Raw genomic sequence first — 14,464 nt, 5'->3', positions numbered from 1 at the left:
AACGCAAGCGCGGTCGAGCGCTGGGAAAGTCACTAAGACGCCGTTTATTTTGGTCGCAGCACGACGAACGAGAGTGCCACAGTGATCCGTATGGAACTCCCTCCCGACACTGTGTTCATCTTCGATCGCGACGAGGACTTGTTCGTCTTCGCATCCTTCGTCCACGCTACGAACGGGATTGAGGCGATTGAGATCGATGAAGGTGAGTACACGGCGGCGTACTCACCAGACGGTGGCGTGTTGGCGCTGACTGCCCCCGAAGGCCCAGAAGGGTCGGTCATTCTGGCCAGGACCGGCAGCATGGACCTGGGCGATCTGGAGCGGAGAGTGGCCCGCTACTGGCGCCGCCATCAGACAGGTCAGCCCCCGCGTGACCCGCTGCACACAGCGCGGTTTTTGATCGAGAGGGACAACAAGCCGCGCAGGGGATGGCTGAGCCGGGTCACTGCCCTGCTGCGACACGACAGTGACGGGGCCGAACCAACACCAATCGACCCGCATGACTTCACCGCGCAAGGCGACGGTAGCCGATGAGGGCCGCGGCTATGCCGACGAAGGCGAGGAAGTGTTCGGCCTTGCGCTCGTAGCGGCGGTGCAGGCGGCGGCAGCCGGCCAGCCAGGACACCGTCCTTTCTACGACCCAGCGGTGGCGGCCCAGCCGTGTGGAGGACTCCACGCCCTTGCGGGCGATGCGGTGCCGGATGCCTCTTTTGCGCAGCCACCGGCGCAGGTAGTCGTAGTCGTATCCCTTGTCGGCGTGGAGCTTGGCCGGGCGCCGGCGGCGCGGCCCGCGCTGGGAGCGGACAGGCGGGATGCCGCGCACGAGCGGTTTCAGGCCGAGGCTGTCGTGCGTGTTGGCGCCGGAGATGCCCAGGGACAGGGGCAGTCCGTTCCGGTCGGTAATCAGGTGGATTTTCGATCCACTCTTGCCGCGGTCAGTCGGATTCGGTCCGGTCAAGGTCCCCCTTTAGCTGCCCGGACACTGACGGTGTCAATCGCGCACCGCGACCAGTCCAACTTCCCCTGGGTACCGAGTCCGTCGAGGATGACCCGGTGGAGGCGGGCCCAGACCCTTTCCCGGCTCCACTGGGCGAAGCGCCGGTAGACCGTGGGCCAGACCGGCCCGAACACCGGCGGCAGCTGCCGCCAGGTGCAGCCCGAGGTGGCCACAAAGATAATCCCCGCCAGGGTCTCACGGTCACCTGCCCGCCTTCGGCCCCCGCCCTGCGGACGCTTCACCTCCGTCGGTGGAACCACCCGCCAGAACAGCGCCCACAACTCATCCGGTACCAACCGCTCAACCAGATCCGTCATGCACGGCTCAACGAACGATCACGCCAAAGGAAACGACGTCTAACTCTAGAAACGACTGGGCCCCTTCCCGCGCCAGGGAAGGGGCCCACGAGCACGCAGTTGCTCACCGCCGCCCCATCTGTCCGCGTGGTCAGCAGAGTGGTGGTTTGACCGAGTGATCACGGCCCCCTGCAACTCACCAGCCGATCGGGCAGTGCACGAACGCCCTACGCCTCAGTCAGTGGTCTGCGCCCAGAGCCGTGGTGGCCTCTTCCCTTCCTTCAAGAAGGCATCGACCATCCGCATGTCTGACGCGAAGCCAACTGAGGCGTTGTCTGCCAGAAGATCCAACTGATCCGGGCTCCACTCATCAACGCTGCCGCCGAGAAGCACGAATCGCTGGTCCGCAGAGTAGCGAGCGCGTGCAAGCTGTTGCACCAGAACAAGGGCGTGCTCGGCTGCTTGCTTGCTGCTCGCAGCCTGCAGCAGTACCTCACGCTTTGGCGCAACTACCCGAGCCGTCGGACGCACTTCACCACCTCGAGGTAGGCGCACCGATGGACGCTTTTGATATTCGAGGTGGGCCGAGCTGAGGAAGGCGTAGAGAGACCTCTCCAACGGACTTTCTCGACCACCTTGCGCCAGCCACTTCAAACTGTCCGTGGACAGCACCGCACCAGCGATGTCAGCCACGAGGGCACCGGCACAACGGATCGAACGGCGACCGGTGATGCGTCCGTGAATCTCCTTCAGGTGGTAGCCGTCGAGGATCTCGCCCCAGGCCTTGGCTGCGCGTCCTCCCCCAAGGTCTACACCGGCGTCCAGCAACCGCATGGCAGCGATGCCTGCATCGCTGGCAAGGACTTCATCGCCGGACACGCGGAGAAGCAAAGTGACTCCATCACCGTCACTGAAGAATAGGCCTCCGGTGAGCGCGACTGTTCCAGGCTTCCCGCCAGGAGCGATCGTCCATCCGGCGAGCTGATCACGGACAGAGGGCGGCAGTATGTCGTCCCTGATCACGGGTACTCCTCCAGGCCCTCTAGCGGTAGTGTGTCGGGCGGCGTCGTCGGGCTGTACCAGGTGTACCCGTCCCCGATCGCGATCTCGCATTCGCCCATGAAGTCCAGCAAGACTTGACGGTACTCCTCATCCAAGGCAGCGAGGGATGTATCCACAGGGACCGCCGGGTCATGCCGTATGTCGGTAGGCGCGTACACATCCTTGTTACCGCGAGCCTCGCTCCAGCGATGCTTATGGGTACGGCAGATGTAGTCCTCGCCCACCCGATCACGGTGAGTGCCCCGCACATCGAGCCGCCGCACGTTCGCGCCGCTGGGGAGATGCCGCAAGATGAGGGTGTACTCCCAGGCCAGATCCACTTTGATCCTGAAGATCAGGTCGAACCGGTCTGGCAAGTCACTGCGAACCGGTACGTTGCCCTCAAGCTGCGATGGTCGGCCGTCCCTGCGCACGCTCTTGGGCTTCCATCGAATTGGGGCATTGAGCTGCGCACTTACTGTCGCGCTCAAGATCTTTTCTGCTACTTCATCTGTACACTCGCCCGCCCCCACCATGGGGCGATCATAGGTTGAACGTGTGGGTAAGGGAATGGCTCCGGAGAGTCACAGCAAACGACTCCAATTCGGAGCCCTGGACTCACATGTCGCCGGCCCCCCGCAGGCCTCCTTGAGACCAGGAGCGGGGGTAAGCCTCAGACCCACTCCACCTCGGACACGATCTGGACACCGCTTCCAGGGCCCGGCAGCGGTGTCCGGAGGGCGGCCTGCGGAACGGACGAGCGAGGACGGGAAGCAGCCACGACAGCCAGCGCAGCAGCCACCTCGTCCTCACTCGCCCCCGCCAGGGCCTCAATCACCCGATCGAGTGCCTCGCTCACGTCAGTGGGTGTGACCACTCGCAGCGGGCGCCGGACCTGCGTTCTTGACCGTCAGAGGAAGCAACTTCTTGCCAGTCGGGCCGATTTGTATGGCCGTGTCCATCTGCGGACATACCCCGCAATCGAAGCAGGGGGTCCAGCGGCAGTCCTCGACCTCGGTCTCGTCGAGGGCGTCCTGCCAGTCCTCCCAGAGCCAGTCCTTGTCGAGACCGGAGTCGAGGTGGTCCCAGGGGAGGACCTCCTCGTAGGTGCGCTCGCGGGTGGTGTACCAGTCGACGTCCACGCCGAAGGGGGCGAGGGCCTTGTCCGCGCCGGCCATCCAGCGGTCGTAGGAGAAGTGCTCGCGCCAGCCGTCGAAGCGGCCGCCGTCGTCGTAGACCGCGCGGATGACGGCGCCGATCCGGCGGTCGCCCCGGGAGAGCAGGCCCTCGACGATGCCGGGCTTGCCGTCGTGGTAGCGGAAGCCGATCGAGCGGCCGTACTTCTTGTCGCCGCGGATCTTGTCGCGGAGCTTCTCCAGGCGGGCGTCCGTCCCCTCGGAGGAGAGCTGGGGCGCCCACTGGAACGGGGTGTGCGGCTTGGGGACGAAGCCGCCGATCGAGACCGTGCAGCGGATGTCGTTGGAGCCGGACACCTCGCGGCCCTTCTGGATCACGCGGGTCGCCATGTCGGCGATCTGGAGGACGTCCTCGTCCGTCTCCGTGGGCAGACCGCACATGAAGTACAGCTTCACCTGGCGCCAGCCGTTGCCGTAGGCCGTGGCGACGGTGCGGATCAGGTCGTCCTCCGAGACCATCTTGTTGATGACCTTGCGGATGCGCTCCGAGCCGCCCTCCGGGGCGAAGGTGAGGCCCGAGCGGCGGCCGTTGCGGGTCAGCTCGTTCGCCAGGTCGATGTTGAAGGCGTCCACGCGGGTGGAGGGCAGCGAGAGGCCGATCTTGTCGGCCTCGTAGCGGTCGGCGAGGCCCTTGGCGACGTCGCCGATCTCCGAGTGGTCGGCCGAGGACAGGGAGAGCAGGCCCACCTCCTCGAAGCCGGTCGCCTTCAGACCGGCCTCCACCATGTCGCCGATGCCCGTGATGGAGCGCTCGCGCACCGGGCGGGTGATCATGCCGGCCTGGCAGAAGCGGCACCCCCGCGTGCAGCCGCGGAAGATCTCGACCGACATGCGCTCGTGGACCGTCTCCGCCAGCGGCACCAACGGCTGCTTGGGGTACGGCCACTCGTCCAGGTCCATCACCGTGTGCTTCGACACACGCCACGGGACGCCCGACTTGTTGGGGACCACGCGGCCGATACGGCCGTCGGGGAGGTACTCGACGTCGTAGAAGCCGGGCACGTACACCCCGCCCGTCCTCGCCAGGCGGAAGAGGAGTTCCTCGCGCCCGCCCGGGCGGCCCTCCGCCTTCCAGGCGCGGATGATCTCCGTGACCTCCAGCACCGCCTGCTCGCCGTCGCCGATGACCGCGCAGTCGATGAAGTCGGCGATCGGCTCGGGGTTGAAGGCGGCGTGGCCGCCCGCCATCACGATCGGGTCGTCGATCGTGCGGTCGCTGGCCTCCAGCGGGATTCCGGCCAGGTCCAGGGCCGTCAGCATGTTCGTGTAGCCCAGCTCCGTGGAGAAGGACAGGCCGAAGACGTCGAAGGCCTTGACCGGACGGTGGCCGTCCACCGTGAACTGCGGGACGCCGTGCTCCCGCATCAGCGCCTCCAGGTCGGGCCACACGCTGTAGGTGCGCTCGGCCAGGACACCCTCGCGCTCGTTGAGGACCTCGTAGAGGATCATGACGCCCTGGTTGGGCAGGCCGACCTCGTAGGCGTCCGGGTACATGAGCGCCCAGCGGACGTCGCAGGACTCCCAGGGCTTGACCGTGGAGTTGAGTTCTCCGCCGACGTACTGGATCGGCTTCTGCACATGCGGGAGCAGAGCTTCGAGCTGCGGGAACACAGACTCGACGGTCTCGGCGGCTTCGGCAGGCATCTCGACGGACCTTCGTGAGCTGACAGGGGGGACCACCAAGCGTAACCCGGTCCCGGACCTGTCCCGAACGCCCGGAAGGCGGTCGCGGGAGCGCTCAGAGGGACGTCCCCTTCTCGATCGCCCGCCAGGTTTCCGGCAGCCGCGCCTCCAGCTCGGCCGCACTCCGCTCCTCGCGTCCGTGGAGCACCCCGTACGTGAACGCGCTCTCCCCAGCCTCGTGCGCCTGGCCGGCCAGCTCGCGCAGGGTCCGGCGGGCCATGACGCTGTCCTGGTGGTCGCCGAGCAGGCTCTGCAGCGACTTCGCCGCCTTCACCAGGCCGGCGGCCGGATCGCCGAGGGCGGGTACGGCCGCCTCGGCCGCGTACCGGGTGGCCTTGGCCTTCTTGCGGGCCTCGTGCAGGGCGAGGTCGCGGTCGTGGCCGGGCGGCAGGTCGAGGGCGTGCCGGAGCAGGGCGGAGAGCGCCGCGAAGTCCTTGTGTACGGTCTTGGTGATCACCTTGGCCGGTTTCCCGGCGGCGGCCGGGCGCAGCGGCGGGTCGGCCAGCAGGGCGTCGAGTGTGTCGAGGAGGGCCAGGTGGCGATCGCTGTCGAGGTCGGCGAGGAGGCGTCGGCGCGCGTCGCTGCGGGCGGTCTGCGACCAGGTGCGCAGCCGGGTGCGGACGGGGCCGGTGATCAGGGTGTAGGGCAGGTCGTCGAGGCCGGCGGTGAGACGTTCGGCGAGGACTTCCTGGTCGCGGCCGAGCCCGAGTTCGGTGCCGAGCCATTTCAGTTCCGCGCGGACCGGGTCGGTGGTGGTCCGGTCCAGGACCTTGCGGTAGGTGCGCAGGGCGCTGCGCAGGCGGCGGGTGGCGACGCGCATTTGGTGGACGGAGTCGTACTCGTCCCGGCGTACGGCGGGGTCGAGTGCGACGAGGGCGTCGCGCTGGGTGCGCAGGTAGGCGAGGACGTGGTCGCCGGCCGTCGTGGGGGCCGCGTGCCCGGCCGCCGTGGGGCGGGGGCGGTCGGGCGGGGCGGTCTCGGTCAGGGCGCGGGCCAGTTTGGAGGCCGCCGGGGAGGGGCGTACGCCCGCCTTGCGCAGGCGTTTGCCGACGGCGTCGAGGAGCGCCGGGTCGCCGTCGTCGGCGAGTTCCACCTCGATCTCGGTCCACTGGGCGGCGCCGCCGTGACCGGTCAGCCGTTCGGCCCGTACGGCGTCGACGGCGACCTCGGCGAGCGGGGTGCCGTCGGCGTCGACGAGGTGGCTGATCCCGCGGCGGGAGCGGATGCGGACCAGTGGGAGCAGTTCGGCGTCGCGGACGCGGGAGCGGACGAGTCCGGCGAGGGCGGGGGGCACGGTGTCGGAGAGGGGGGCGTGGATCTCGTCGCGCACGCCGGGGCTGACCGGGAACTTCAGGTGCCAGCCGGCGTCGGTGCCGCCGGTGCGGCGGCGCAGGGTGAGTCCGTCGGCGGTGAGGCGTTCGTCGGGGGTGTCGTAGTAGACGGCGTCGAGTTCGGCGACGCCCTGGTCGACGACGGCCGCCACCGGGCCGACGCCGGTCAGGTCGGGGAGTGCGCCGTCGCCGGCCTCGTACTTCCGCTCGATCTCCCTTTTCGCCCTCATGTCCGCCATGACCCGAATCTAGTGCGGGTCCGGCCCCGGCGGCAGGGGTCCGGGCGCGGGTCGCCGCCGCTACGCCGACATGGGCCGCTGCATTCTGATCGACTGGAGCAGTCCGACCGCCACCCAGACGGCGAACATCGACGAGCCGCCGTAGGAGACGAAGGGCAGGGGCAGGCCGGTGACCGGCATGATGCCCAGGGTCATGCCGATGTTCTCGAAGGACTGGAAGGCGAACCAGGCGACGATTCCGGCGGCGACGATGGTGCCGTACAGCTCGGTCGTCTCGCGGGCGATGCGGCAGGCGCGCCAGAGCACGATGCCGAGCAGCAGGATGATCAGGCCGGCGCCGAGGAAGCCGAGTTCCTCGCCCGCGACCGTGAAGACGAAGTCGGTTTGCTGTTCGGGGACGAACTGGCCGGTGGTCTGGGAGCCGTGGAAGAGGCCCGCGCCGGTCAGGCCGCCGGAGCCGATGGCGATGCGGGCCTGGTTGGTGTTGTAGCCGACGCCGGCCGGGTCGAGGCTGGGGTTGGCGAAGGCGGCGAACCGGTTGATCTGGTACTGGTCCAGGATGTGCAGCTGCCAGACGGCGATGCAGCCGACGACACCGGCGGTGAGCAGGCCGAAGACCCAGCGGTTGGAGGTGCCGGAGGCGAGCAGCGCGCCGAGGATGATGGTCAGCAGGACCAGGACCGTGCCGAGGTCGGGCATGAGCAGCACGACCATGATCGGTACGGCGGCGAGGCCGAGCGCCTGAAGGACCGTGCGGTGGTCGGGGTACATCTTGTCGCCCGCGTCGACCCGGGCCGCGAGCAGCATCGCCATGCCCAGGATGATCGTGACCTTCACGAACTCGGAGGGCTGGAGGGAGAAGCCGCCGCCGAGGACGATCCAGTTGCGGTTGCCGTTGATGGTGGCGCCGAGCGGGGTGAGCACCAGCAGCACGCCGAGGACAGAGAGTCCGTACAGGATGGGCACGACGTTGCGCAGGGTGCGGTGGCCGAGCCAGACGGTGCCGATCATCAGGGCGAACCCGATGCCGGTGTTCATGAGGTGCCGGATCAGGAAGTAGTACGGGTCGCCCTGGTTGATGCCGGTGCGGTTGCGGGTGGCGGAGTAGACCAGGGCGGCGCCGATCGCGGACAGCGCCAGCGCGCAGAACAGTATCGGCCAGTCGAGCCGGCGGGTGGCCGAGTCGCGGGCGAAGACCCGTGTCCAGCCGCCCTTTTCAGGGCCGTACCCGGAGATGGAGAAGCTGTTCGCGCCGGTCATGCGGTCATCCTCCGGCTTCCCCTTCGGCGCTGGCGCCTGCGGGTGTCGCGGTTGCCTGTGGGGGGCGAGGCGGTGGTCGCCGGCGGCTGCTGGTCGTTCGGTGCGGTGCCGCCCTGCTGGTCGTTCGCGGTGGTGCCGCCCTGCTGGTCGCCCGGCGCGGTACCGCCGCCCTGCCCGGCCTGCTCGGCGGCCTGCTTGGCGATCTCCTCCTGGTCCTTGGCCGGGTCGGCGGGGACCTTCGCGGCGGCGATCGAGCCGTCGGGCCGGATCTGCGGCAGGCTCTTCTGCGGGGTGGGCAGCAGGGCCTTCTTGTTGTCGATGGAGCCGTCGGCCTGGACGCCGTACATGGCGCTGTAGATGTTGCGGACGGCCTCACCGGAGGCGCCGGAGCCGGTACCGGCCTGGGCGATGGTCATGATGACCGTGTAGTCCTTGCTGTAGGTGGCCAGCCAGGACGTGGTCTGCTTGCCGTAGACCTCGGCGGTACCGGTCTTGGCGTGCAGCGGGATCTTGTCCTGCGGCCAGCCGGCGAACTTCCAGGCGGCGGTACCGCGGGTGGCCACGCCGGCCAGGGCCTGGTCCATCATGTCGCGGGTGGCCTTGGTGATGGGCAGCTTGCCGTGGGACTTCGGCTTGATCTCGGTGACGTGCTTGCCGTCGGAGCTGACGATCGCCTTGCCGATGCTCGGCGTGTACATGGTGCCGCCGTTGGAGATCGCGCCGTAGATGACAGCCTCCTGGATCGGCGTGAGAAGGGTGTCGCCCTGGCCGATGGAGTAGTTGATCGAGTCGCCCTCGCGCAGCTTGTTGCCCTCGAGGCAGTTCTCGTAGGCGATCTTCTCGACGTAGCTGCCGTCCTTCTTGCCGGTCTTGCACCAGGCGTCCTTGTTGGCCTCCCAGTACCGCTGCTTCCACTGGCGGTCGGGGACGCGGCCGGTGACCTCGCCCGGCAGGTCGATGCCGGTCTCCTTGCCGAGGCCGAACTGGTGGGCGGCCTTGTAGAAGTAGTCCTTCGGCTTGCCCTTCTTGGGGTTGATGCCGCCGTCCTTCTTCCACTCGTTGTCCGAGAGGTAGTAGAAGACGGTGTCGCAGGAGACCTCCAGGGCCCGGCCGAGTGAGATCGGGCCGAAGCTCTCCCCCTCGAAGTTCTTGAAGACCTGGTTGCCGACCGAGTAGGAGCTGGTGCAGGGGTAGTTGCCGTTGAAGTCGTAGCCGGCCTCGACCGCGGCGGCCGTGGAGACCACCTTGAACGTCGAACCGGGCGCGGACTGCCCCTGGATGGCCCGGTTGAGCAGCGGGTAGTCGGAGTCCTTGCCGGTGAGCGCCTTGTAGTCCTTGGCGGAGATGCCGCCGACCCAGACGTTCGGGTCGTACGTGGGGGCGGACGCCATGGCGACGATGCGGCCGGTCTTGGCCTCCATCACGACGACGGCCCCGGAGTCGGCCTTGTAGTTGCTCTCGGTGATTTTGTCCCACTGGGCCCGGGCGGCCTTCATCGCCTTGTCCAGCTCGTACTCGGCGATCCGCTGGACGCGGGAGTCGATGCTGGTGACCAGGCTGGAGCCGGACTCGGCGGCGTCCGACTGGGCCTTGCCGATGACGCGGCCGAGGTTGTCGACCTCGTAGCGGGTGACGCCGGCCTTGCCGCGCAGTTCCTTGTCGTACTGCCGTTCCAGCCCGGAGCGGCCGACCATGTCGGAGCGCAGGTAGGGCGAGTCGGTGTCCTTGGCCTTCTGGATCTCGTCGTCGGTGACCGGTGAGAGGTAGCCGAGTACCTGAGCGGAGTTGGACTTGCCGGGCCCGGGGTAGCGGCGCACGGCCGCGGGTTCGGCGGTGATGCCGGGGAAGTCCTCGGCGCGTTCGCGGATCTGCAGGGCCTGCCGGGGGGTGGCCTCGTCGGTGATGGGGATGGGCTGGTACGGCGAGCCGTTCCAGCAGGGCTGCGGGGTCTTGGAGTCGCACAGCCGGACCTTCATCATGACCTCGTCGACGTCCATGCCGAGGACGCCGGCGAGCTTGGTGAGGACCGCCTTGCCGTCGTCCTTCTGCTTCAGCAGGTCGGTGCGGGAGGCGGAGACCACCAGCCGGGTCTCGTTGTCGGCGAGCGGCACACCGCGGGCGTCCAGGATGGAGCCGCGCACGGCGGGCTGGACGACCTGCTGGACGTGGTTGCCGGAGGCCTCCTTCTGGTACTGGGCGCCCTCGCGGATCTGGAGGTACCACAGCCGGCCGCCGAGCGTGCCGAGCAGGGAGAGAACGAGGATCTGGATGACGACGAGCCGGGTCTGGACGCGTGGGGTCCGACCGGTCTCAGGGATGTTTGTCATGGGCGAAGCCCAGTCCTTGGAAGGGTGGTGGTGGGAGACGGGTGGGCGGTCACGGGTGCTGCCTCCCCCTCTCAGTGCGTGTAACGGACCTGTGCGGCCGGCAGGGCGGCCGACTGCCGTGCTGTCACAGCCGCTTGACCCCCTTGATGCGGCCGACCCGGGTGGTGCGGGTGCGGGCCTTGGCCTTCAGACTGCCGAGCGCGCCGCGCCGGCCCCCGATGCTCAGTCCGGTGCCGGAGGAGAGCCAGCCGGAGGAGATGTCGGTCTTCTTGGCGGCGGAGCCGGAGTCGGCGAGCGGATCGTTCTCCGCGCGCCTGGCCAGCCACATGATCCCGGGCACGACGAAGGGGGCCAGCAGCAGGTCGTACACGGCTGCCGTCAGCAGCAGTCCGCCCAGGCCGACATGGCGGGCGGCGGTGTCGCCGACGAGGGCGCCGACGCCCGCGTACAGCAGGGTGGAGCCGATGGCGGCGGCCACCACCACGGCCATGGGGCCGGTGGCCGACTTGACCTGGCCGGTCTCGGGTTTGATGAGTCCGGCGAGGTAGCCGATGACGCACAGGACGAGGGCGTAGCGGCCGGCGGCGTGGTCGGCGGGCGGGGCGATGTCGGCGAGCAGTCCGGCGCCGAAGCCGACCAGGGCGCCGCCGACGTGGCCGTAGACCATGGCCAGGCCGAGGACGGTGAGCAGGAGCAGGTCGGGGACGGCTCCGGGCAGGTGCAGCCGGGACAGGACGCTCACCTGGATCACCAGGGCGACGACGACCAGCGCGCTGGAGAGCAGGATCCGGTTGGGGCGCATGGGACGTGAAGCTCCTACTGCTGCGGATAGTCGTTGGCGTAGGCGTCGGCGGACGGGGTGACCGTCACGGTCACCGTGGGCGTCGGGGTCGGCTTGGGCTTCGGCGGCAGGACCTCGTCACGCGGGTCCTTCTTCGGGGCCTGGACGACGACGCCGACGACGTCGAGCTTGGTGAAGCCGACGAACGGCGTGACGTAGACGGTGCGGGTCAGGTCGCGGCCGGAGGGGTCGACGCGGGAGACGACACCGACCGGGACGCCCGGCACGAAGGGCTTGTCGCCCTGGGAGCCGAAGGTGACCAGGCGGTCGCCCTTCTTCACGTCCGCCTTGCCGTTGAGGAGTTGCACGCGCAGGGGGCGGTCGCCCTGGCCGGAGGCGAAGCCGAGTTCGTCGCTGCCCTCCATACGGGTTCCGACGGTGAAGTCGGGGTCGTTGGCGAGCAGCACGGTGGAGGTGCTGGGGCCCACGGTGGTGACGCGGCCGACCAGTCCGTCGGCGTTGAGGACGGTCATGTCGCGCTGGATGCCGTCGGCGGCGCCGGCGTCGATGGTGATGGTCCAGGAGAAGCCCTGGGACGCCCCTATGGCGATGACCTGGGCGCCCTTGATGCCGTACTGGCCGTCGCCGGCCAGCTTCAGCATCTTGTTCAGCTGGGTGAGACGGCTGCGTTTGCGGTCGTCGCTGCCGAGTTCGGCCTTGAGGGCGGCGTTCTCCTTCTCCAGCGCGGCGAGCCGGTCGTGGCGCTCGCCGGAGTCGCGGATCGCGGAGACCGCGTCGCCGACCGGGTTCACCGCGGCCGACACGCCGTTCTCGATCGGGCCGAAGACGGTGGCGGCGGCCCGCCGGGCGCCGTCCACCGGGGAGTTCTCCCCGCCGCGGATGTCCACCGTGATCAGTGCGAACGCGATGGCGATCAGCAGCACCAGGAGCAGCCGGCTCTCTTTCGTGTCCCTCACGTGCGGCGGCCGTGCCCTTCCTCATAGGAATCGGGTGGCCCCGGCGAAGCGCGGTCTGCGCGCAAATCCAAGGGGCCCGTTTGCGGGAGCTTATGCCTCTATATCAACGATCCGCCGCACGAGAGAAGATCATCTCGTACGGCGGAGTCGCTGAGTTGTGTCATCTGCGGGGCTGGGCGTCCAGGACCTGCTGGAGTGCCTCGAACTCCTCGACGCACTTGCCCGAGCCGAGCGCCACGCTGTCCAGCGGATCCTCGGCGATGTGGATCGGCATGCCGGTCTCACTGCGCAGCCGCTCGTCCAGGCCGCGCAGCAGAGCTCCGCCGCCGGTCAGAACGATTCCGCGGTCCATGATGTCGCCGGACAGCTCCGGCGGGCACTTGTCGAGGGTGGTCTTGACCGCGTCGACGATCGCGTTGACCGGTTCCTCGATCGCCCTGCGCACCTCGGCGGCCGAGATGACGACGGTCTTCGGCAGCCCGGACACGAGGTCCCGGCCGCGGATTTCGGTGTGCTCGTCGGAGTCGAGGTCGTACGCCGAACCGATCGTGAGCTTGATCTGTTCGGCCGTCCGCTCGCCCAGCAGGAGCGAGTACTCCTTCTTGACGTGCTGGATGATGGCGTTGTCCAGCTCGTCGCCCGCGACGCGGATGGACTGGGCGGTGACGATGCCGCCGAGCGAGATGACCGCGACCTCCGTGGTGCCGCCGCCGATGTCCACCACCATGTTGCCCGTGGCCTCGTGGACCGGCAGGCCGGAGCCGATGGCCGCGGCCATCGGCTCCTCGATGATGTGCACCTGGCGCGCGCCGGCCTGGGACGAGGCCTCGATGACGGCGCGGCGCTCGACGCCGGTGATACCGGAGGGCACGCAGACGACGACGCGCGGACGAGCCAGATACCGCCGCTTGTGGATCTTCAGGATGAAGTAGCGGAGCATCCGCTCGGTGATCTCGAAGTCCGCGATCACGCCGTCCTTGAGCGGACGCACGGCGACGATGTTGCCCGGCGTGCGCCCGATCATCTTCTTCGCCTCGGCGCCGACCGCAAGGATCCCACCGGTGTTGGTGTTGATCGCGACGACGGACGGCTCGTTGAGTACGATCCCGCGACCCCTGACGTACACCAGCGTGTTGGCGGTCCCGAGGTCGACAGCCATGTCACGGCCGATGAACGACATTGAGTTCCCCATCAGGATTCGTCTGGCCTTCCCTGGGAGCGTTTGACGGCATTTCAGGTACGGCGAGGTGGGTGCTGTGACGTGAAGGCTTCCATCGTAGACGCGCCTGCACGAACACTGCGCGAGGGTCTTCGCCATTGTCAGCAGATGGCGTACCGCCTCGCTTCTGGAGACGGTCCATCGGGGGCACTCGTTCCCCCGATCGGCACCGCATATGCCACCGGGCGACCGGGTTCGTGCGGCCGCCCAGGTCAGGCGGGCGGCCGAGCTGACAGAGCGTCAGCTCGGCGGGGCCGGGGAGGGCGCTCGGGGGTCAGCCGCGGCCGGGGAAGAAGATCTTCACCTCGCGCTCGGCGGACTCCTCGGAGTCGGAGGCGTGGATCAGGTTCTCCCGGACGATCACGCCGTAGTCGCCGCGGATCGAACCCGGAGCGGCGGCGATCGGGTCGGTCGGGCCGGCCAGCGCGCGCACGCCCTCGATGACCCGCTCGCCCTCGACGATCATGACCACGACCGGGCCGGACGACATGAACGCCACCAGCGGCTCGTAGAAGGGCTTGCCCTTGTGCTCGCCGTAGTGCTGTTCCAGCGTCTCCGTGTCCAGGGCGCGCAGGTCCAGCGCGGTGATCTGCCAGCCGGCCTTGCGCTCGATACGGCTGATGATCTCGCCGGTCAGGCCACGACGGACTGCGTCGGGCTTGAGGATGACGAGGGTGCGCTGGGTCACGGGTGGCTCCTTCTCCTGGCAGATGTGCGGTGGGACGAGGTTACAGGGCGTGTCGCCGCTCCTGTCACGCAGCGTCAGCCGGAGGGCCGACCTCGGCGGCCTGGGCCGCGAACCTGGCCTTGGCCTCCTCGATCTTCCGTCCGAAGTGCACCGACGCCCACCACAGCGCCGCGAAGACCGCACCGAGGAAGTACATCATCGGCACGACCAGGCCGGACGCGATCAGCGCGAACTGAAGCACCCAGCCGAGGACCACACCGGCGGGCCGGGTCACCACGCCGCACAGCAGCAGGCACAGCAGCATCGCGATGCCGCTGACCGTCCACACGGTCGCCATGGACAGGCCGGGGTCCTTCATCGCGACCAGCGCGGCGAAGCCGATGACGAAGAACTCGCCGATCAGGGTCGAGGAACACAGCGTACGCACGA

13 protein-coding genes are annotated in these 14,464 nt (G+C 68.6%); 1 reads left to right on the top strand and 12 read right to left on the bottom strand.

The window, feature by feature from the left end; all coding sequences use genetic code 11:
- The first annotated feature begins 90 nt into the window (after nucleotides 1-90).
- Complete coding sequence (locus ACWC91_RS04565; RefSeq protein ID WP_450639816.1) at nucleotides 91-534, top strand: hypothetical protein; 444 nt, start codon at nucleotides 91-93, stop codon at nucleotides 532-534.
- On the opposite strand, the gene ACWC91_RS04560 is transcribed toward ACWC91_RS04565, so the two are convergent.
- The 12 genes from ACWC91_RS04560 to ACWC91_RS04505 all read right to left on the bottom strand — a co-directional run bounded on the left by ACWC91_RS04560 (nucleotide 506) and on the right by ACWC91_RS04505 (nucleotide 14,462).
- Nucleotides 506-1,314 (bottom strand): IS5 family transposase gene (locus tag ACWC91_RS04560; RefSeq protein ID WP_450639814.1). Its coding sequence is split into 2 segments (ribosomal slippage): nucleotides 506-957 and nucleotides 957-1,314, totalling 810 coding nucleotides; the frame shifts between segments, so codons are not numbered across the junction. The two genes, ACWC91_RS04565 and ACWC91_RS04560, sit on opposite strands and share 29 nt — an antisense overlap.
- 213 nt (nucleotides 1,315-1,527) lie before the next feature.
- A complete protein-coding gene (locus ACWC91_RS04555; protein WP_450639812.1) occupies nucleotides 1,528-2,316 on the bottom strand; it encodes a hypothetical protein in 789 nt (262 codons plus the stop codon).
- On the bottom strand, nucleotides 2,313-2,870 hold the full coding sequence (locus ACWC91_RS04550) for a hypothetical protein (protein ID WP_450639811.1): 558 nt from the start codon (nucleotides 2,868-2,870) through the stop codon (nucleotides 2,313-2,315). Before ACWC91_RS04550 ends, ACWC91_RS04555 begins: the two co-directional genes overlap by 4 nt.
- Before the next feature lie 324 nt (nucleotides 2,871-3,194).
- Complete coding sequence (locus ACWC91_RS04545) at nucleotides 3,195-5,174, bottom strand: TIGR03960 family B12-binding radical SAM protein (RefSeq protein ID WP_450639809.1); 1,980 nt, start codon at nucleotides 5,172-5,174, stop codon at nucleotides 3,195-3,197.
- A 94-nt stretch (nucleotides 5,175-5,268) separates the two neighbouring features.
- Entirely contained in the window at nucleotides 5,269-6,783 is a 1,515-nt protein-coding gene (locus ACWC91_RS04540; RefSeq protein ID WP_450639808.1) for a CYTH and CHAD domain-containing protein, read from the bottom strand.
- Nucleotides 6,784-6,843: 60 nt separating this feature from the next.
- On the bottom strand, nucleotides 6,844-8,043 hold the full coding sequence (rodA, locus tag ACWC91_RS04535; protein WP_225075139.1) for a rod shape-determining protein RodA: 1,200 nt from the start codon (nucleotides 8,041-8,043) through the stop codon (nucleotides 6,844-6,846).
- A complete protein-coding gene (gene mrdA, locus ACWC91_RS04530; protein WP_225075140.1) occupies nucleotides 8,040-10,370 on the bottom strand; it encodes a penicillin-binding protein 2 in 2,331 nt (776 codons plus the stop codon). The genes rodA and mrdA overlap by 4 nt, the downstream gene beginning before the upstream one ends.
- A 124-nt stretch (nucleotides 10,371-10,494) precedes the next feature.
- The gene (gene mreD, locus ACWC91_RS04525) at nucleotides 10,495-11,172 is read right to left on the bottom strand and encodes a rod shape-determining protein MreD (protein WP_225075141.1); all 678 of its coding nucleotides are present in this window, start codon (nucleotides 11,170-11,172) and stop codon (nucleotides 10,495-10,497) included.
- Between the two features lie 14 nt (nucleotides 11,173-11,186).
- The gene (gene mreC / locus ACWC91_RS04520; RefSeq protein ID WP_450639805.1) at nucleotides 11,187-12,128 is read right to left on the bottom strand and encodes a rod shape-determining protein MreC; all 942 of its coding nucleotides are present in this window, start codon (nucleotides 12,126-12,128) and stop codon (nucleotides 11,187-11,189) included.
- Nucleotides 12,129-12,288: 160 nt separating this feature from the next.
- Nucleotides 12,289-13,308, bottom strand: a complete 1,020-nt coding sequence (locus ACWC91_RS04515; protein WP_100566843.1) for a rod shape-determining protein — start codon at nucleotides 13,306-13,308, stop codon at nucleotides 12,289-12,291.
- Between the two features lie 313 nt (nucleotides 13,309-13,621).
- The gene (gene ndk / locus ACWC91_RS04510) at nucleotides 13,622-14,035 is read right to left on the bottom strand and encodes a nucleoside-diphosphate kinase (RefSeq protein ID WP_225075143.1); all 414 of its coding nucleotides are present in this window, start codon (nucleotides 14,033-14,035) and stop codon (nucleotides 13,622-13,624) included.
- A gap of 64 nt (nucleotides 14,036-14,099) precedes the next feature.
- Nucleotides 14,100-14,462, bottom strand: coding sequence for a DUF4233 domain-containing protein (locus tag ACWC91_RS04505; protein WP_225075144.1), 363 nt, complete (start codon nucleotides 14,460-14,462; stop codon nucleotides 14,100-14,102).
- Nucleotides 14,463-14,464 lie beyond the last annotated feature (2 nt).

It is taken from the genome of Streptomyces sp. NPDC001204 (assembly GCF_053598035.1).
The sequence above is the reverse complement of the archived record's forward strand: the minus strand, read 5'-3'. Positions and strand labels throughout refer to the sequence as shown.